This is a genomic window from Streptomyces sp. NPDC047453, assembly GCF_040643155.1.
Lineage (GTDB): Bacteria > Actinomycetota > Actinomycetes > Streptomycetales > Streptomycetaceae > Streptomyces.
Genome location: NZ_JBEYTS010000005.1, coordinates 74,701 through 92,524 on the forward strand (window position 1 = coordinate 74,701; position 17,824 = coordinate 92,524).

The 17,824-nt window shown below is 70.9% G+C and carries 15 protein-coding genes and 1 riboswitch; of the genes, 3 read left to right on the plus strand and 12 right to left on the minus strand.

Annotated features, from left to right (window positions below):
• The first annotated feature begins 49 nt into the window (after window positions 1-49).
• Window positions 50-2,581 carry an FtsX-like permease family protein gene (locus ABZ818_RS07105; protein WP_361411783.1) on the plus strand — a complete coding sequence of 844 codons (2,532 nt, stop codon included), beginning with the start codon at window positions 50-52 and terminating at the stop codon, window positions 2,579-2,581.
• Between the two features lie 91 nt (window positions 2,582-2,672).
• Here the strand turns inward: ABZ818_RS07105 and ABZ818_RS07110 are convergent, their stop codons facing one another.
• The 12 genes from ABZ818_RS07110 to ABZ818_RS07165 all read right to left on the minus strand — a co-directional run bounded on the left by ABZ818_RS07110 (window position 2,673) and on the right by ABZ818_RS07165 (window position 16,323).
• Window positions 2,673-3,983 (minus strand): cyclopropane-fatty-acyl-phospholipid synthase family protein, encoded by a 1,311-nt coding sequence (locus tag ABZ818_RS07110; RefSeq protein ID WP_361412076.1) that lies wholly within the window; start codon window positions 3,981-3,983, stop codon window positions 2,673-2,675.
• Between the two features lie 241 nt (window positions 3,984-4,224).
• Window positions 4,225-5,607, minus strand: a complete 1,383-nt coding sequence (locus ABZ818_RS07115) for an NAD(P)/FAD-dependent oxidoreductase (protein WP_361411785.1) — start codon at window positions 5,605-5,607, stop codon at window positions 4,225-4,227.
• Window positions 5,608-6,049: 442 nt separating this feature from the next.
• Complete coding sequence (locus ABZ818_RS07120) at window positions 6,050-6,991, minus strand: Ppx/GppA phosphatase family protein (protein WP_361411787.1); 942 nt, start codon at window positions 6,989-6,991, stop codon at window positions 6,050-6,052.
• Window positions 6,988-7,593 carry a DUF501 domain-containing protein gene (locus tag ABZ818_RS07125; protein WP_361411789.1) on the minus strand — a complete coding sequence of 202 codons (606 nt, stop codon included), beginning with the start codon at window positions 7,591-7,593 and terminating at the stop codon, window positions 6,988-6,990. The genes ABZ818_RS07120 and ABZ818_RS07125 overlap by 4 nt, the downstream gene beginning before the upstream one ends.
• 25 nt (window positions 7,594-7,618) lie before the next feature.
• Window positions 7,619-8,095, minus strand: coding sequence for a septum formation initiator family protein (locus tag ABZ818_RS07130; protein WP_361411791.1), 477 nt, complete (start codon window positions 8,093-8,095; stop codon window positions 7,619-7,621).
• Window positions 8,096-8,257: 162 nt separating this feature from the next.
• Entirely contained in the window at window positions 8,258-9,544 is a 1,287-nt protein-coding gene (gene eno / locus ABZ818_RS07135; RefSeq protein ID WP_361411793.1) for a phosphopyruvate hydratase, read from the minus strand.
• 257 nt (window positions 9,545-9,801) lie between these two features.
• Window positions 9,802-10,506, minus strand: coding sequence for a transglycosylase family protein (locus ABZ818_RS07140; protein ID WP_361411795.1), 705 nt, complete (start codon window positions 10,504-10,506; stop codon window positions 9,802-9,804).
• 4 nt (window positions 10,507-10,510) lie between these two features.
• Window positions 10,511-10,678: riboswitch (cyclic di-AMP (ydaO/yuaA leader) on the minus strand.
• Between the two features lie 188 nt (window positions 10,679-10,866).
• Window positions 10,867-11,943: a transglycosylase family protein gene (locus ABZ818_RS07145; RefSeq protein WP_361411797.1), complete on the minus strand. Its 1,077-nt coding sequence runs from the start codon at window positions 11,941-11,943 to the stop codon at window positions 10,867-10,869.
• 223 nt (window positions 11,944-12,166) lie between these two features.
• Window positions 12,167-13,420, minus strand: coding sequence for a cytochrome P450 (locus ABZ818_RS07150; RefSeq protein ID WP_361411799.1), 1,254 nt, complete (start codon window positions 13,418-13,420; stop codon window positions 12,167-12,169).
• A 138-nt stretch (window positions 13,421-13,558) separates the two neighbouring features.
• Window positions 13,559-14,539: a nucleoside triphosphate pyrophosphohydrolase gene (locus tag ABZ818_RS07155; RefSeq protein WP_361411801.1), complete on the minus strand. Its 981-nt coding sequence runs from the start codon at window positions 14,537-14,539 to the stop codon at window positions 13,559-13,561.
• 118 nt (window positions 14,540-14,657) lie between these two features.
• The gene (locus ABZ818_RS07160) at window positions 14,658-15,305 is read right to left on the minus strand and encodes a SurA N-terminal domain-containing protein (protein ID WP_361411803.1); all 648 of its coding nucleotides are present in this window, start codon (window positions 15,303-15,305) and stop codon (window positions 14,658-14,660) included.
• A gap of 190 nt (window positions 15,306-15,495) precedes the next feature.
• Window positions 15,496-16,323, minus strand: a complete 828-nt coding sequence (locus ABZ818_RS07165) for a glycoside hydrolase domain-containing protein (protein WP_361411805.1) — start codon at window positions 16,321-16,323, stop codon at window positions 15,496-15,498.
• Between the two features lie 224 nt (window positions 16,324-16,547).
• Here ABZ818_RS07165 and ABZ818_RS07170 point away from each other — a divergent pair, with 224 nt between their 5' ends.
• Both ABZ818_RS07170 and ABZ818_RS07175 read left to right on the plus strand, forming a co-directional pair.
• Window positions 16,548-17,264, plus strand: coding sequence for a hypothetical protein (locus ABZ818_RS07170; protein WP_361411807.1), 717 nt, complete (start codon window positions 16,548-16,550; stop codon window positions 17,262-17,264).
• Window positions 17,265-17,380: 116 nt separating this feature from the next.
• Window positions 17,381-17,788: a hypothetical protein gene (locus ABZ818_RS07175; protein WP_361411809.1), complete on the plus strand. Its 408-nt coding sequence runs from the start codon at window positions 17,381-17,383 to the stop codon at window positions 17,786-17,788.
• Window positions 17,789-17,824 lie beyond the last annotated feature (36 nt).

Consider the following 17,824-nt stretch of genomic DNA (forward strand, 5'->3'; position numbering starts at 1 on the left):
TCCCACCCCCCTCGCCACCCCCTCGTACACCCTGGACTGAGACGAACCCATGTTCCGCACAGCCTTGCGCAACGTACTCGCGCACAAGGCCCGGCTCCTCATGACCGTGCTCGCCGTGATGCTCGGCGTCGCCTTCGTGTCGGGGACCCTGGTCTTCACCAACACCATCTCGGACGCGTTCCAGAAGAGTTCCGCCAAGGGCTTCGACCATGTCGACGTGGCCGTGCGGCCCAAGTTCCAGCAGAGCAAGGGCGACCGGGTCGGCAAGCGGCCCGAGCTGACCCAGGCGCTGCTGGACGAGAGCGCCCGCGTCCCCGGCGCCGGCTCCGCCATCGGCGTCGTGCACGGCTTCACCGCGATCGCCGACAAGGACGGCAAGCTGATCGGCGGCGGCTTCCAGTCGCAGGGCGGGAACTACTGGGGCGCGAACGACGCCCGCTACCCGCTGAAGTCCGGCGTCGCCCCGCACGGCGAGGGCCAGGTCCTCATCGACTCCGAGACCGCCCGGCGCGCCGGGTACAAGGTCGGCGACCCCATCCGCATCTCCGTCGACGGCCCCGTCCTGACGCCCACCGTCAGCGGCGTCTTCACCACCGACGACGGCAACGTCGCCGCCGGCGGCAGCCTCGCCCTGTTCGACACGGCGACCGCCCAGAAGCTGTTCGGCAAGCCGGGCACGTACGACGAGATCGACGTGCGGGCGAAGGCGGGCACCAGCCAGGCGGCGCTGAAGGCGCAGCTGGACCGGGTGCTGCCGAAGGGGACGACCGAGACGACCACCGCCAGGCAGCTCGCCGACGACCAGGCGCGGATGATCTCGGACTCGATGAGCGGACTGCGTCAAAGCCTGCTGGTCTTCGCCGGCATCGCGCTGTTCGTCGGTACGTTCATCATCGCCAACACCTTCACCATGCTCGTCGCCCAGCGCACCAAGGAGCTGGCGCTGCTGCGCGCGGTCGGCGCCTCCCGCCGGCAGGTCACCCGGTCCGTGCTGATCGAGGCGTTGCTGGTGGGCGCGGTGGCCGCCGTGACCGGTCTGGTCGCGGGCATCGGCATCGGCGCCGGACTCAAGTCCCTGCTGGGCTCGATGGGCGCCACCGTGCCCGACGGGCCGCTGGTCGTCACGCCCGGCACCGTGGCCGCCGCCCTCGCGGTCGGCGTCCTCGTGACCATGCTGGCCGCGTGGCTGCCCGGCCGCCGGGCCGCCAAGATCCCGCCGGTGGCGGCGATGAGCAGCCTGCACGCGCAGGCGACCACCAAGTCGCTGGTGCTGCGCAACACCATCGGTGCCCTGTTCTCGGCCGCCGGTGTCGCCGTGGTCCTGGTGGCCACGGCGATGGACGACATCGAGGCCGCCCAGGCGCCCATGGGTCTCGGCGCGGTGCTGCTGATCATCGGCGTGTTCATCCTGACCCCGCTGCTGTCCCGTCCGCTGATCGCCGCCGCGGCCCCCGTCCTGCGCGCCTTCGGCGTCTCCGGCAAGCTGGCCCGGCAGAACTCGGTGCGCAACCCGCGCCGTACGGCGGCCACCGCGTCCGCGCTGATGATCGGCCTGACCCTCATCACCGGCATGACGGTGATGGCGGGCAGCCTCCAGCACGCGATCGACAAGATGGCCTCGTCCGCGATCCGCGCCGACTACGTGGTGTCGATGGCGAACGGCAACTTCCTCTCCCCGGACGTCGACAGGAAGCTGCGTGCCGCAGAGGGCGTGACGGCCACCAGCCCGCTGCGCAACGCGCCCTCCCGCATCGACGGCCGGACCGAGTTCCTGACCGGGGTGAACGGCGAGTCGATCGGCGAGCTGACCGATCTCCGCGTCGACGACGGCTCCTTCACGGTCGGTGGCACGAAGGTCGTCGTGGACGCCAAGACCGCCACGTCGCACGACTGGAAGGCCGGTTCGGTCTTCACCGCCGCCTTCGAGGACGGCAAGAAGCAGCGCCTGACCGTCGCCGGGGTCTACGAGGGCAACGAGATGATCCGCGGGATCATGCTCGACAACGCCACCCTCGCGCCGCACCAGCCCGACCCGACCGACATGCAGGTCATGGTCAAGACCGCCGACGGCGCGTCCGACGCGACCAAGGACCGGCTGGTGAAGGCCCTCGGCACCAACCCGGCGATCAAGGTTCAGGACAAGAAGGACATCTCCAACGGCATCGCGCAGATGTTCACCCTGATGCTGAACCTGCTCTACGGCCTGCTCGCCATGGCGGTGATCGTCGCGGTCCTCGGCGTCATCAACACCCTGGCGATGTCGGTGTTCGAGCGCTCCCAGGAGATCGGCATGCTCCGCGCGATCGGCCTGGACCGCAAGGGAATCAAGAGGATGGTCCGCCTGGAGTCCCTGGTGATCTCCCTGTTCGGCGGCGTCCTCGGCATCGGGCTCGGCGTGTTCTTCGGCTGGGCGGCCGGTGAGCTGCTGGGCTCCAGTCTGTCGACGTACGAACTGGTCCTGCCCTGGTCGCGGCTGACCGTCTTCCTGCTTCTCGCGGCGACGGTCGGCGTGCTGGCGGCGCTGTGGCCGGCCCGGCGCGCGGCACGGCTGAACATGCTCCAGGCCATCAAATCGGAGTAGCGGCGACTCTGTGCCGAAGGGGCGCCTTCCATGGCGGAAGGGGCCCCATCGGCGTGTGCGCTAGAGCCGGTGAACCTTTCCGGTCGCAGCACTAGGCGGCGGGCGCCCCCCAGGTACGGGCCCGCAGTGGCATACCCGAGTCACCGGATCCGGGGGTCCGCACGGCCAGCACCTGGTTGACGCCGATGCGGTTGCGTTCGAAGGCGAGCGCGGAGGCCGCCATGTACAGGCGCCAGACGCGGGCGCGGCCCGGGCTGGTGAGCCGCGTTGCCCGGACCCAGTCCGCCTCCAGGTTGGCCACCCAGCGGCGCAGGGTGAGCGCGTAGTGCTCGCGGATCGACTCCACGTCGCGCACCTCGAAGCCGGCCCGCTCCAGCTGGGTGACGGTGGTGCCGACGGGTGCGAGCTCGCCGTCCGGGAAGACGTAGGCGTCGATGAAGTCGTCCACGTGGTACGACGATTCGTCCCGCTGCGGGCGGCGGCCGATCTGGTGGTTGAGCAGCCGTCCGCCGGGCTTCAGCAGGGCGTGCAGCTCACGCGCGTAATCCAGGTAGCGAGCGGCGCCGACGTGTTCGGCCATGCCGATGGAGGAGATCGCGTCGTAGGGGCCGTCCCGCACGTCCCGGTAGTCCTGGACGCGGATCTCCACCCGGTCGGTGAGCCCCTCGTCGGCGACGCGCTTGCGGGCGTACGCCGCCTGTTCCTGGGACAGGGTGACGCCGACGACGCCCACGCCGTGCTCGCGGGCCGCGTGGACGGCCATCGATCCCCAGCCGCAACCGACGTCGAGGAGGCGCTGACCGGGCCTCAGGTCCAGCTTGCGCGAGATGAGTTCGAGTTTGTCGTGCTGGGCCTGTTCGAGGGTGGCGAGGGGTTCGGGGGCCGGCCAGTAGGCGCAGGAGTACACCATGGAGGGGCCGAGGACGAGCTCGTAGAAGTCGTTGCCGACGTCGTAGTGGTGGCTGATGGCGCTCTTGTCGCTGCGCCGGGTGTGCAGGTGGCCGCGGCGCCTGCGGGCCTCCTCGCGGGGCGGGGCGGGCGGCAGCGGCGGGCCGGCCAGCTTCACCAGGCCGCGGACGGCGGCGCGGGCCTGCGGGTCGCGCAGCGTCGCGGTGAGGCCGCGGGCGTCCTCGCCCCGCTCCCAGATCAGGCCCGAGAGCCGTTCCAGAGCGGCGTAGAGGTCGCCCTCGACGGTCAGGTCGCCGGCCACCCAGGCACGGGCCAGGCCCAGTTCGCCCGGCTTGAACAGCAGCCGGCGCAGGGCCCGGCGATTGCGTACGACGAGCATCGGTGCGTCCGGCGGCCCCGCCTCGGAGCCGTCCCAGGCGCGAATGCGCAGGGGAAGCGGGGACCCCAGCAGCTGTTCGAGGAGTCGTGTGAGCCGCAGCGCGGCATCGGGCATGGTGCACACCTCCATGACGACGAACGCCGGAATGTCATCCACCACGTAAACACCGGGACGCGTCGAACGCAGTCCCGCAACGTAGTTACGACTGGGCAAATACCACCGTTCCACCGCAACGGCTCTGGGTCACGCCGGGCGGAACGCCGAAGGACCTCCCGCACCACGGATGGCGGGAGGTCCTTCGGTTCGTTCGTCGGACCGGGAGGCCCGGAGGCCTGAAGGTCTGGAGACCTGAAGGTCAGGAGGCCTTGGCCTTCTCCTCGGTCTCGCTCGCGGCGGGCACCGGCGCGGGCTTGGCGGCCTCGTAGAACTCCTCGCGGGGGTTCTCCATGGCGCCGAGGGAGACGACCTCGCGCTTGAGGAACATGCCGAGGGTCCAGTCGGCGAAGATGCGGATCTTGCGGTTCCAGGTCGGCATGGCCATGCCGTGGTAGCCGCGGTGCATGTACCAGGCGAGGCGTCCCTTGAGCTTGATCTTCATCTTGCCCATGACGATCATCGCGACGCCCTTGTGCAGGCCGAGACCCGCGACCGCGCCCTTGTTGGCGTGCTCGTAGTCCCCCTGCGGGAAGCCCCGCATCTGGGAGATCACGTTGTCGCCGAGGACCTTGGCCTGGCGCAGCGCGTGCTGGGCGTTCGGCGGGCACCAGGCGTTCTCGTTGCCCGCCCGGCGGCCGACGAGGTCGGGCACCTGCGCGTTGTCACCGGCGGCCCAGATGTAGTCCGTGCCCTGCACCTGGAGGGTGGGCGCGCAGTCGACGTGGCCGCGCGGGCCGAGCGGCAGGCCGAAGCGGGCCAGCGCCGGGTTGGGCTTGACGCCCGCGGTCCACACGATCGTGTTGGAGTCGACCTCGAGGCCGTTCTTGAGCACCACGTGGCCGTCGACGCAGGACTCCATGGAGGTGGAGAGGTAGACCTCCACACCGCGGCCCTCGAGGTGCTCCTTGCCGTACTGGCCGAGCTTCGGGCCGACCTCGGGGAGGATCTTGTCGGCGGCGTCGACGAGGACGAAGCGCATGTCCTCGCGGGACACGTTGTTGTAGTACTTGGCCGCGTCCCGGGCCATGTCCTCGACCTCACCGATGGTCTCGGCGCCGGCGAAGCCACCGCCGATGAAGACGAAGGTGAGCGCCTTGCGGCGGATCTCCTCGTCCGTGGTGGAGTCGGCCTTGTCGAGCTGCTCCAGGACGTGGTTGCGCAGGCCGATGGACTCCTCGATGCCCTTCATGCCGATGCCCTGCTCGGCAAGGCCCGGGATCGGGAAGGTGCGGGACACCGCGCCCATCGCGATGACGAGGTAGTCGAAGGGCAGCTCGTACGCCTCGCCGACCAGCGGGGCGATCGTCGCGACCTTCCGGTCCTGGTCGATGGTGGTGACCCGGCCGGTGAGGACCTCCGCCTTGGGCAGCACGCGTCGCAGCGGGACGACGACGTGCCGGGGGGAGATGCTGCCGGCTGCGGCTTCGGGGAGGAAGGGCTGGTAGGTCATGTACGAACGGGGGTCGACGACCGTGACGGTCGCCTCTCCGTAGCGCATCTTCTTGAGGATGCGCCGAGCTGCGTACAGGCCTACGTACCCACCGCCTACTACGAGGATCCTGGGACGCTCCGTGGTGCTCATGCCATCGAGTATCCACCTGCCCCAGGGGGGGTGCTCGTGCGCCCCTTCACAAGGTTGGGCAGGCCCTGTGCTAAACTCCGCGACCCCGCTCGCCGGGCCCTGGCGGCGGCAGGCGGCCGCCGTCCGGTTCGGACCGTTGTCAAGGCCGCGTGAGCTGCTGCTCCGACCGAAGAAGGTCCCCCGCGGAGGGACCCTGCGGCCCTTCCGGAACCGCTTCCCGGCGCTCACCCGAGCACGGTTTTCTGCCTGCTGAGACCCCGAAAAGGCCCCCGGAGGCCCTTTCGGCCCTTGACAGGGCCGCATTCCTTGTGAAGAACTTCACGAAGTTTTCCTGGCAGGGCGTCACCGAGAGGTGCCCGGCGGGCCCCCCGCGGTGCGCTCACACGGTATCCGGACTGCTCAACCGGAGGCTACCGGCCAGTAGATCCAGCGCGGAACGCGCCTACGCCACCGACCACGCGATGCCGTCGAGGATGTCGTGTTCGCTGACCACGACCTCCCGTGCGCCGATGCGTTCCATGATCGCCAGCAGGACCAGGGCGCCCGCGCCGATGACGTCGACACGGCCCGGGTGCATGGAGGGGATCGCCGCGCGCTCGGCGTGCGTGGAGTGCAGCAGGCGGTCGCTGATCTCGCGGACGCGCTCGCGGGAGACACGGGAGTGGTGGATGGCCGCCGAGTCGTACGCGGGCAGCTCCTGCGCGATCGCCGACACCGTCGTCACCGAGCCGGCCAGGCCCACCAGGGTGTGCGCCTCGCGCAGCGGGACCGTTTCCTCGGCGAGGTCGAGCGCGGCCTCGATGTCGGCCCGTATGGCGGCGATCTGCTCCTCGGTCGGCGGGTCCGTGACCACCCCGTCCCGCACCAGATGACGCTCCGTCATGCGGACGCAGCCCACGTCCACCGAGCGCGCCGCGCGGACGTGGTCGTCGCCCACGACGAACTCCGTCGAGCCGCCGCCGATGTCCACCACCAGGAAGGGCCGGGCGAGGTCCGCACGGCCCGTGAGCTCCTTCGTCGCACCGGTGAAGGAGAACTCCGCCTCCTGGTCACCGGAGATCACCTCGGGCTCGACACCGAGGATGTCCATCACCCCGCGCACGAACTCGTCCCGGTTCTCGGCGTCCCGGGAGGCGGAGGTGGCCACGAAACGCAGCCGCTCGGCGCCGTGCTCCTTGATGGCCTCGGCGTACTCCCGGCAGGCCGCGAAGGTACGCTCCAGCGCCTCGGGGGCGAGCCGGCCGGTGCGGTCCACGCCCTGGCCGAGCCGCACGATGGTCATGCGCCGGTCCAGCTCGAGCAGTTCGCCCGTCGCCGGGTCGGCGTCCGCGACCAGCAGACGGATGGAGTTCGTGCCGCAGTCGACGGCGGCGACCCGGGTCATGCGCGGTCCTCCTCGGTCCCGACGGGCCCGGCGGCGAACCCGCCGTCCTCGGAGGCCCCGTTCTGCCGCCCCTCGCCGGACGGCGGCGCGGCGGGCGTCACGCACGGGCCCTTGCGCCACCACTCGGGCAGCATCGCGATCGCCTCGTCACCGAGCGGGTTCACGCCCGGCCCGGCCGCCAGCGAGTGGGCGACCAGGACGTGCAGGCACTTCACCCGGTCCGGCATGCCGCCCGCGCTGGGGAAGCCCGTCAGCTCCTCGATCTCGTCCCGGCGCCGGATGTAGTCCTCGTGCGCGGTCCGGTACGCGGCCGCCAGTTCCGGGTCGGTGCCCAGCCGCTCCGTCATCTCCTTCATCACGCCGTCGGCCTCCAGCGTGCCGATGGCCGAGGCGGCCCGCGGGCACGTCAGGTAGTACAGCGTGGGGAAGGGCGTGCCGTCGGGCAGCCGCGGGGCCGTCTCCACGACGTCGGGCTGCCCGCAGGGGCAGCGGTGCGCAATCGCGCGCAGCCCGCGCGGCGGCCGCCCGAGCTGCTGCCTGAAGGCCTCGACGTCCGCCTCGGTGGGTTCGGTGCGCTCGGTGGGCGGCGGTGGGGTTTCCATGCCTTGCGTATGTCTCTCTGTCAGTTCACTGGTCGGAGGCGTCGGACTTGTCGACCCCGTCCCAGACGTTGGCGTACCAGGGGCGGCGGGCCGTCCCCCGCTCGGCGCGGGACCGCTCGGCCGGGCCCGGGTCGACCACGACGTAGCCGGTCTCCCCGGGCTTCACGTAGTGCAGCCGCTGCCGGATCTGCTGTTCGGCGTAGGCGTCGTCCTGCCAGCGTGCCTTGAGGTCGCGCAGTTGTTCCACCCGCTGCTGGGCCTGCCGCTTCTCCCGTTGCAGGTCGGCGATGTCGGCGCGCTGGGTGACGTACTGCCGCATCGGGTACGCCAGGGCGACCACCAACGAGCACAGCACCAGCGCGAGCAGCGCCGCGCGGCCGGTGAGGCGGGAGCGGCGGGCCTGGCGGCGGGTCTGCGAACGGTAGACACGGGCCGCGGTCTGCTCACCGAGCAGCCTGAGCCTGGTCGTGGTGGAGAACCGGTCCCGGTCCTTGACGGCCATCGTCCCGCCTCCCGTTCGTGCCCGCGCACACACGTGCGTACGTCCCCGGACACGGTACGGGACCGGGTACGGGGACGTACGTGCGACTGGCGAGGCCTTACGCTTTGCAGCTCAGCCCCCGGGGCGGCTGGGCCCTCGGAACGGCTGAGCCCTCGAAGCGGCTCAGCCCTTGAAGCGCGGGAAGGCCGAGCGGCCGGCGTACACCGCGGCGTCGTCGAGGATCTCCTCGATGCGCAGCAGCTGGTTGTACTTGGCGACGCGCTCGGAGCGGGCCGGGGCGCCGGTCTTGATCTGGCCGCAGTTGGTGGCGACGGCCAGGTCGGCGATCGTGACGTCCTCGGTCTCGCCGGAGCGGTGGGACATCATGCACTTGAAGCCGTTGCGCTGGGCCAGCTCGACGGCGTCCAGGGTCTCGGTGAGCGAACCGATCTGGTTCACCTTCACGAGCAGCGCGTTGGCGGCGCCGTCCTCGATGCCGCGGGCGAGGCGCTCGGGGTTGGTGACGAACAGGTCGTCGCCGACGAGCTGGACCTTGTCGCCGAGCTTGTCGGTGATGACCTTCCAGCCGGCCCAGTCGTCCTCGAACAGCGGGTCCTCGATGGAGACGAGCGGGTAGGCCGCGACGAGCTCCTCGTAGTACTCCGTCATCTCGGCGGCGGAGCGCTCCTTGCCCTCGAAGACGTACTTGCCGTCCTTGTAGAACTCGGAGGCGGCGACGTCGAGCGCGAGGGCGATCTGCTCGCCGGGGGCGTAGCCGGCTTCCTTGATCGCCTCGAGGATGAGGTCCAGGGCCTCGCGGTTGGAGCCGAGGTTCGGAGCGAAGCCGCCCTCGTCGCCGAGGCCGGTGGACAGGCCCTTGCTCTTCAGGACCTTCTTCAGGGTGTGGTAGACCTCGGTGCCCCAGCGCAGGGCCTCGGAGAAGGACTCCGCGCCGATCGGGGCGATCATGAACTCCTGGATGTCCACGTTGGAGTCGGCGTGCGAGCCGCCGTTCAGGATGTTCATCATCGGCACCGGCAGCAGGTGCGCGTTCGGACCGCCGAGGTAGCGGAAGAGGGGGAGGTCCGAGGCCTCGGAGGCGGCGTGGGCGACGGCGAGGGAGACGCCGAGGATGGCGTTGGCGCCCAGCGAGCCCTTGTTGTCGGTGGCGTCCAGGTCGAACATGGCCTGGTCGATCAGACGCTGCTCGGTGGCGTCGTAGCCGACGAGCTCCGGGCCGATCTGCTCGATCACGGCGAGGACGGCCTTCTCGACGCCCTTGCCCTGGTAGCGGTTGGGGTCGCCGTCACGGAGCTCGATGGCCTCGAAGGCACCGGTGGAGGCACCGGAGGGGACGGCGGCACGACCGGTGCTGCCGTCGTCGAGGCCGACCTCGACCTCGACCGTGGGGTTGCCTCGGGAGTCCAGGATTTCCCGGGCTACGACGACGTCGATGGACGGCACGAGCATCTCCTTCTGGGATGTGACGCTGGAAGTGCGGGGCGTGAGCCTTGCGACTAGAGCCTAACCGTCCCGGGGCGGCGACCGGCCGACCGACCGCCTCGTGGACAGAGTGACGGTACACATTGTTCCCACTCGGAACAAAGGAGGAGGGGAAGGTTCGGGAACGGCCGGGCGTGCGGGAGACGAAAAACCCCGCCCCGGCGCGTAGGGGGGAACGCGCCGGGGCGGGGAGCCCTGGAAAGCGCCGAGGGCGGGACGGGCCCTTACTTCAGGTGGAGCTGCTGGCCCGGGTAGATGAGGTCGGCGTCGTCGACGATGTCCTTGTTCAGCTCGAACAGCTTCTTCCAGCCGCCCTGGACGCCGTGCTCGGCGGCGATGGAGCTGAGGGTGTCGCCGGAGACCACCTTGTACTCGCCGTCGCCCTTCTTGACCTTCTCGCCGGTCGGCGTGGTGACGGTCTTGCTCGGGGCCGGACGCGTCGCGGAGCGGTTGGCGGCCTGCTGCTCGGTCGAGCGGGTGGTGGTGCTCTTGGCGGAGCTGCCGCCAGAAGAAGACGAAGAAGGAGACGAGGACGCGGGGGCGCTGCCGGTGTAGGCGGCGCCGGACAGGCCCCTGCCGCAGACCGGCCAGGCGCCCTTGCCCTGGCCCGCGAGGACCTTCTCGGCAACGGCTATCTGCTGCGACTTGGAGGCCAGGTCGGCGCGCGACGCGTAGGCGGTGCCGCCGTACCCGGCCCAGGTGGAGTTGGTGAACTGGAGGCCACCGTAGAAGCCGTTGCCGGTGTTGATGGACCAGTTGCCGCCGGACTCGCACTGGGCGACCGCGTCCCACTCGGAGGCGGTGGCGGCGGAGGCGTCGCCGACCGCCATCAGCGGGGCGGCGACGGCGGCGCCGGCGACACCGGCGAGCGCGATGACACGGGTGGTCTTGGACGTACGACGGTGCTTGCCCTTGCTGGAGAACAGCATGGTGGGATCCCCTCACCGACGCCTGCGAGGTGAGCTGTCGGGTTCGGGCCGGTTGAGTTGCCCGGCCGTGCCTCGTGCGTGAGGCACGGCTCCACCCCTAGCCGCTCCGGTCAACTGCCGGGCGCGGCACTTACCTTGGGTCCCCCGCTCCTGCCCACGGCGCTTGACGCGACGACTGTTCCCGTACGGCCGCTGGCAGGATTCGGCGTTGCGGCAGCCGGGGCTCGCGGTGACGAGCGGTCACGACCGTAGGCACGCGCTCCGCCGAATTCCAAAGACGATCAGGGCTTCTGAGAGTCATCCCACACTTTCACCGAATGGGACATTCAGTGCGAAGTGGGGCGTGAACTCCCGCTGCCTTTAGGGCGTTTCGGTAGGGAGATTCAGGGTCTGACCGGCGGAGATGTAGTTGGGGTCGGACCCGATCGCCCCCCTGTTCGCCGCATACAGCGCATCCCATCCACCCTGGAGGTCAAGGGAGTCGGCGATGGACTCGAGTGAGTCGCCGGCACGGACGGTGTAGGAGTCGGCGACGACGGCGCGCGTGACGCCGCCGCGGGAGGCGTGGCGGCCGGAGGACGCGGCCGCGTGACTGTCGGCCGGGTCCTCGGCGGCACTGCCGCCGCGGTGCCGCCCACCGCCGAGCACCCCGGTGTCGAGCGCCCCGGTGTCGACCAGGGTCGAAGTGCCGCCGACCTGCCCCCAGTTGTCCGTGCCACTCGGCTGCGGCGTGACCGAGGGCGAGGCGTCGGGCGACTGGGACCCGCTTGCGGCGACATCGGGGGACGTGTCGGACTTGGCCGGGTTGCCCTTCTCGGCGGGCGAGGACGGCGAAGGGGAGGACGTGGTGGGGGACGCGGTCGGCGAGCCAGAGGAACCGGAGGAATCAGCCGGACCCGGGTCGGTATCCGGCGAACCGGACGAACCAGTCGAACCCGACGGATCGCTCGACGATGCCTGTGACGAGTCGGACAGACCGAGGTCGTCCGTGAGGGACTTTCCGGACGAGTTGGAGGCTCCGGATGAATTGCCCACACCGGTGTCGACCTTCGCCGCCCCGGACTTCTCGTTGAGCCCGGAGAGCAGCCCGCACGTCGGCCAGGCACCGGGGCCCTTGTCGGCGAGCAGCTTCTTGGCCACGGCTATCTGCTGGGACCGGCTGGCCTGGTCGGCGCTCGAGGCGTAGTCGAGGCCGCCGTACTTCTCCCAGTCGTCCTGCGTCAACTGAAGGCCGCCGTAGTAGCCGTTGCCGGTGTTGGCGCTCCAGGCGCCGCCACTCTCGCACTTGGCCACCTTGTCCCACGCGTTGCCGTCGGCCGCGCTGGCGCCGCCGGCGCCGATCAGCGGGATGGCGATGGCGGATCCGGCCACTCCGGCGGCGACGAGGAGGGCCGGAGCCTGACGGGGCCGACGGTGACGACCGTTCCCGGAGAGCATACGGAGACCTTTCGTGCGACAGCGGTGACCCGCGTGGCGACCGCAGACTCGGCGCCACGCTGATGGGTGAAAGTATCGGCTGACGATCGCTTGTCACAAGTTCATGCCGCACAGATCACGTGAAGATCACACCGTTGAACATGTGTCACCTTCGTGCCCGTCATTGGGTAGGCGTGGAGCGGCGGCAGGCGCCTTTTCCTGCCTTGTCCGGCTTCCCTGTGACTTACCGACCGGGTGTGAACCGCACCGGCAGCGTCCGCAGTCCGCGCATGATGAGCCCGCCGCGCCAGCGCAAGTCGGCTGGATCTGTGTCCAGTTGCAGGTCCGGGAGCCGGGTGAGGAGGGTCGCCAGCGCGGTCTGGCCCTCCAGACGGGCGAGCGGTGCGCCGAGGCAGTAGTGGATGCCGTGTCCGTAGCCGAGGTGTTGATTGTCACGCCGCCCGAGGTCGAGGACGTCGGGGCCGGCGAACCGCTCCGGGTCCCGGTCGGCGGCGGCGAGGACGACGAGGACCGGGTCGCCGGCGGCGATGTCCTGCCCGCCGATGGTGAGCGGCCGGGTGGCGTAGCGCCAGGTGGCCAGCTCCACCGGACCGTCGTAGCGCAGGAGTTCCTCCACTCCCGTCTCCAGCAGGCCGCCGTCCCCCTCGGCGAGGGACCGCTGGAGCCGGTCCCGCTGCTCGGGGTGGGTGAGCAGGGCGTAGGTGCCGTTGCCGATGAGGTTGACGGTGGTCTCGAAACCGGCGAACAGAAGGATGAAGGCCATGGCGGCGGCCTCGTTCTCGGTGAGGTGCTCGCCGTGGTCGGAGGCGCGGATGAGGGCGGAGATGAGGTCCTCACCGGGGGCGGGCTCGGTCGGGAGCGCCTCGCGCTTGCGGTGGATGAGGTCCGCGAGATAGCCGCGCATCTTCTTCACCGAGCGGGCGACCCCGCCGCGCGGGCCCTTGCCGTGGCGGATCATCATGCCCGCCCAGTCCCGGAAGTCGTCCTGGTCCTCGCGGGGAACGCCGAGCAGGTCGCAGATGGCGTAGATGGGCAGCGGGAAGGCGAACTCGTGGATGAGGTCGGCGGTGCCGCGCTCGGCGAACCCGTCGATGAGTCCGTCGGCCAACTCCTGCACACGCGGGGCGAACTCGGCGACGCGGCGCGGGGTGAACGCCTTGCTGACCAGCCGGCGCAGCCGGGTGTGGTCCGGCGGGTCGATGTTCAGCAGGTGGGTCATCAGCTCGGCCTTGCGCTCACCGGGGATGCCGGTCTTGCCCTTGGCGTGCGCGGGCTCGGCGTGATGCGCCGGGTTCTTCGACAGCCGCTGGTCGGCCAGGGCCTCCCGGGCGTCCGCGTACCGGGTGACCAGCCAGGCCTCCACTCCGCTGGGCAGCCGGGTCCTGTGCACGGGGGCGTGCTCGCGGAGCCAGGCATAGGCCGGGTAGGGGTTGCTCGCGAACTCCCAGGTGAACAGGGCGGGTGGCTGGTCGTGCATACGGTTGACCCTAGCGCCGGGGGTTCGGCGCAAGGCTTTCCGCCCCCGCCGTCGCGGCTCCGGCCCTTCCCGTCCCTGGCGGCGATGCCCCCGGATCCCCTGCCGCTCCACCCCCACCCCGCCCGCGCCCTCAGGGCTTCAGTTGCCCTCCGCCTCTACGATCGCGTCCCGGTACGCGCGCGCCGCCGCGCGCAGTGCCGCCTCCGGGTCGACGCCCTCCGCCTCGGCGCGGGCGGCCAGCGCCAGCAGCTCGTACCCGAAGCCCTCCCTCGCCGGGAGGGGGACCTCCAGGCCCGCCGTGCGGACCCGGGAGGCCAGCTTGGCGGCGAGGGCGAGGCCGGGCTGGCCGAGGGGGACGCCCTCGGTCACGGAGGTGCGCCGCTTCTCCTCGGCCTTGGTGCGCAGCCAGTGCTCCTTGACCTCCTCCGGGGTGGTGGCGGTCTCGTCGCCGAAGACGTGCGGGTGGCGGTGGATCAGCTTGGCGACGATGGTGCCGGCCACGTCGTCGATGGAGAACGGCTCCTCGGGGTCCTCCTCGGCGATACGGGCGTGGAAGACCACCTGGAGCAGGACGTCGCCCAGTTCCTCGCGCAGCTCCTCGCGGTCGCCGTCCTCGATCGCCTCGACCAGCTCGTACGCCTCCTCGATGCCGTACTTGGCCAGGCCCTTGTGGGTCTGCCGGGACGACCAGGGGCACTCGGCGCGGATGCGGTCCATGACCTGGACGAGGTCGAGCAGGCGGGCGCCGGGCAGGTCGTAGGAGGCGGGCAGCAACTCCAGCTCCGGCATGTTCACACGGCCGGAGCCGGCCAGACGGGCCAGTCCGTCGGTCAGGGCGGGTTCGCCCTCGCCGGTGGCCACGACGACGACCGTACGGCCGCCGGTGCACGCGTCCACCAGTTCCTCGGCGCTCGGTGCCGACTCGTCCACGGCTATGCCCGCCTCGCGCAGATACGGCAGCTGCGGATGGGCGCCGTCAGCGCACAGCACCCGGTCGGCCGCCCGCAGCGCCTGCCAGGCGGGCCAGGACAGCAGCCCGGGGGCGACCCGGTGGCTGGTGGTGAGCAGGACGATCCGGCCCGGGGCCGCTGCGGAGGTGGTCGCGCTGGTGGTGTTCACGGTCCGAACGTAACGCACACCGGCGACGCCACCCCTGGTTGTCCACAGGCCGGGGGCTGTCCCCCGGCCCGGTTGTCCACAGGCCCGGTCGTCCGGCGTCCGGTCGTCCGGCGTCCGGTCAGGCCGACTGCTTCGCGTCCACCGCCGAGACGTCCCGCAGCCACGGCGTCTTGGCGTTCACGAGGGTGCTCTTCTCGACGTCCCACGTGCCATAGCGCGGGTTGAGGTCGACGTGGAGTTCGGCGGAGGCCTCGGACAGCGCCTTCCAGAAGACCGGCTGGCCGGCGTCGGTGTTCAGATGGGCCGCGAGCTTCTGCGCCTCCAGCTGGAGGCGGAGGTTGTCGTCGAGGCGCCGCGGCGGTACCCCGTACCGCTGGAGCCAGGTGTCCTCGAGCGCCTTGGCGCCGCCCGCCTGCTGTTCGAGACCGGTGCGCAGCTGCTGGATCTCGCGGCGGCTGACGCTGAGGCCGGCGTTCTTGGCGGCGCGGTCCAGCACCCGGTCGAGCACCATCTGGTGCAGCGTGTCCCGGGTGAGGGTGCCAGTCGCGGCGACAGCCTGCTGGTACTGCGCCTCGTCGGCCACCGCGGCACGCTGCGCGTCGCGCACCTCGCTCACCCGGCTCTGCAACTGCCCGAGCGTGATCCGCTGGCCGCCGATCACGGCCGCCGCGCCCGGACGCGCGTCGCTTCCACAGGCGGTGAGCAGGGGGGCCGCCGCGAGGATCGCGGCGGACAGGACGAGCGCGGTGCGACGGCGGCGGTGCAAGGAAACCTCCCGTGGTGGAGATTGTGCGGCGGTGCACAAAGTCTTGCGGTGATCGATATTAGGCAGCGGCCGGGCTCCGGCCAACCCATTCGACCAACGATTCACCACGACTTCGGGCACCGTCGCACCACGTCCCGTCCGAGTGGACGTCGGCCGACACGGAAGCCGGGCGTCACCGCCCGGTCCCGGATCAGCCGGTGATTGCCACCGGGGCGTCCCAGGCGTCGCGGTCGACGGTGAGGGTGTAGCCGCCGCGGGTCTCCTTGCTGTTGACCATGTACTGGTGGGCGCGGCTGTGGTCGGTGAACTGGGTCTTGCCGAAGGGCCAGTCCGTGGTGGTGGTGTCCTTGCCGTCCCACAGGGCGTACCAGAGGTTGCCCGGCAGGTCGGTCTTGTCCGTCGCGGTGGCGATGGCCTTGGCGCTGGAGCTGGTGAAGCCGTAGAAGCCGGCCCGGTACGTCTTGGCGCGCAGTTCCTTGTCGAAGGCGCGGACGTAGGTCAGCACGGCGTTGTTGCACGCCTTGTCGGTGATGTCGTACGGCTCCATGTCGAGGTAGACCGGGCTGCCGGCCTTGATGCCGAGCGCCGCCGACTTGGCCACCGCGTCCTTGGCGTCGCTGGTGCCGAGGGAGGCGGCCGTGGCGGCGGTGAGCCGCTCGGGGTTGGCGCTCTTCTGGCAGGGCGGCTGGGCGCCGACGTACAGCGGGATGAGCTTCCAGCCCATAGAACTGACCGACTTCACCCAGGAGGCGGTGAGGTTGGGCTGGGCGCAGCCGCGGTTCTTGCCGCCGATGTAGACGGCCGCGGCGCCGTAGTAGCCGGTGTTCCAGGCCTTCATGGCGCTCAGCGAGGGCGCCGTGCAGGTGTCGAAGGCACGGCCGGTGAAGGTCTTCTGGGCGGGCCAGGCGGTGGCCGCCATGGAGGTCTGGGCCGCGATCCCGGCGCCGGCGACGACGACGGCCCCGGCCGCCGCCCACGTGATGTACCTGCGCTTCTTCGACTGCCGGTGTTCGGCCATCCCCACCCCTGTTGTCGTGTACGTGCTTGTTGCGCGTGTGCGGAGGCACGCTAACCGACGGAATGTCTCCGGCCCGAAAAGTGATCGCCTCGCAGGGCACAAGAATCACTCAAGACGCAGCAAAAACACGCGTGTTACCTGCGACGGGCGACGGTCCGGCCTGCTCGGGCAGCATAAGGTCCGCTGGCCACTCCTCTGTGGCCCAGCCCGAGAAAGCACCTCACATGCACTTCGCGTCCCGCGCCGCCCATGTCCTCGCCCTGGCCGCTCTTCCCCTGGCCCTGACGGCCTGCGGCTCGTCCGGTTCGACCGGCTCGTCCGGGTCCGCCGGCCACGCGTCCTCCGGGTCCACCCGCGACCCCAACGCCGGTCTGCTCACGGGCACCCAGCTGAAGAAGGCCCTCGCCCCGGCGTCGTTCTTCGCCTCCGGCTTCGCCGTCGACCTGAGCGGGGCCAGGGACTCCGGCGACACCTACACGCCCCCGTCGAACGCCCCGGCGGCCAAGCCGGACTGCACCAAGCTGGGCGGCACCGCCTGGATAGACGTCACCGGGATCACCGGCGTGTCCTTCGCCCAGAACGACTACGTCCGCAAGGACACCTCCGAGGACATCGGCCAGGAGATCGACACCTACCGGGGCACGACGGCGGCGAGCGTCCTCAAGGCCGTGGAGAGGACGGCCACGGACTGCGCGGGCTTCACCGACTCGCAGACCCACACCAAGGTGAAGGTCACCGGCCGCTCCACGCCCGGCCTGGGCGACGGCGCCTACACCCTCACCCTCACCGACCCGTCCTGGGAGAACGGCACGACCCTGGTCGCGGCCCGCGTCGGCACGAACGTCGTCAGCGTCATGTCGACGGACGGCCATGACAACGGGGCGGCGACGGCGAAGAAGCTCACGCTCCGGATCGTCGGCGCCCTGCGCAAGGAGTCCTGAGCCCGCGCGCTCCCCTGCGCCCCTCGCCCCTTCCCGCCACCCGGCCCGTCGTCCACAAGCGGCCTCCACACCCCCCGCCGTGGCCTAACCTTGCCCTGCGACGACTCCGTCCCCGAGTGGCGGAGCGCTTGGGGGTGGAGATGGACAAGCGGCTGGAGGCCGGCTGGTTCCAGCGGATCGCCTGGTCCGTCCTGGTCTGGGGCTCGCTGGGCCTGCTGGTGTGGGTGCCGTTCCTGTACGTGGCGATCCGCCGCGGACGCGGATCGGACTGGGGCGCCTTCGCCGCGTTCGTCCTGTACGAGTGCGCCGTGATGCCGGGACTGTCCCTCGTGCCCGACGACAGCGACGCCGCCGCGGTGCTCGGCGCCGTGATCATCCTGTGCCTGCTGATGGCGACGTGGATGCTGCTGTTCGCCGTGTTCGACCGGCGAATACCGCAAGCGGCGGCAGCGGCCGGGTACGGGGCGGCCCCTTCCTCACCCACGGTGCCGCAGGGCACGTACGGCTACCCCTACGGGCGTTGAGCCGCACCGCGTACGGGCGTTGAGCCGCAGCCCCGA

Coding starts and splice junctions, on each gene's coding strand:
- ABZ818_RS07125 (WP_361411789.1), bottom strand. CDS start 7,593: ATGGAAACCCCACCGCCGCCCACCGAGCGCACCGAACCCACCGAGGCG.
- ABZ818_RS07140 (WP_361411795.1), bottom strand. CDS start 10,506: ATGCTGTTCTCCAGCAAGGGCAAGCACCGTCGTACGTCCAAGACCACC.
- ABZ818_RS07145 (WP_361411797.1), bottom strand. CDS start 11,943: ATGCTCTCCGGGAACGGTCGTCACCGTCGGCCCCGTCAGGCTCCGGCC.
- ABZ818_RS07165 (WP_361411805.1), bottom strand. CDS start 16,323: ATGGCCGAACACCGGCAGTCGAAGAAGCGCAGGTACATCACGTGGGCG.
- eno (WP_361411793.1), bottom strand. CDS start 9,544: ATGCTCGTGCCGTCCATCGACGTCGTCGTAGCCCGGGAAATCCTGGAC.
- ABZ818_RS07150 (WP_361411799.1), bottom strand. CDS start 13,420: ATGCACGACCAGCCACCCGCCCTGTTCACCTGGGAGTTCGCGAGCAAC.
- ABZ818_RS07105 (WP_361411783.1), top strand. CDS start 50: ATGTTCCGCACAGCCTTGCGCAACGTACTCGCGCACAAGGCCCGGCTC.
- ABZ818_RS07170 (WP_361411807.1), top strand. CDS start 16,548: ATGCACTTCGCGTCCCGCGCCGCCCATGTCCTCGCCCTGGCCGCTCTT.
- ABZ818_RS07120 (WP_361411787.1), bottom strand. CDS start 6,991: ATGACCCGGGTCGCCGCCGTCGACTGCGGCACGAACTCCATCCGTCTG.
- ABZ818_RS07115 (WP_361411785.1), bottom strand. CDS start 5,607: ATGAGCACCACGGAGCGTCCCAGGATCCTCGTAGTAGGCGGTGGGTAC.
- ABZ818_RS07130 (WP_361411791.1), bottom strand. CDS start 8,095: ATGGCCGTCAAGGACCGGGACCGGTTCTCCACCACGACCAGGCTCAGG.
- ABZ818_RS07110 (WP_361412076.1), bottom strand. CDS start 3,983: ATGCCCGATGCCGCGCTGCGGCTCACACGACTCCTCGAACAGCTGCTG.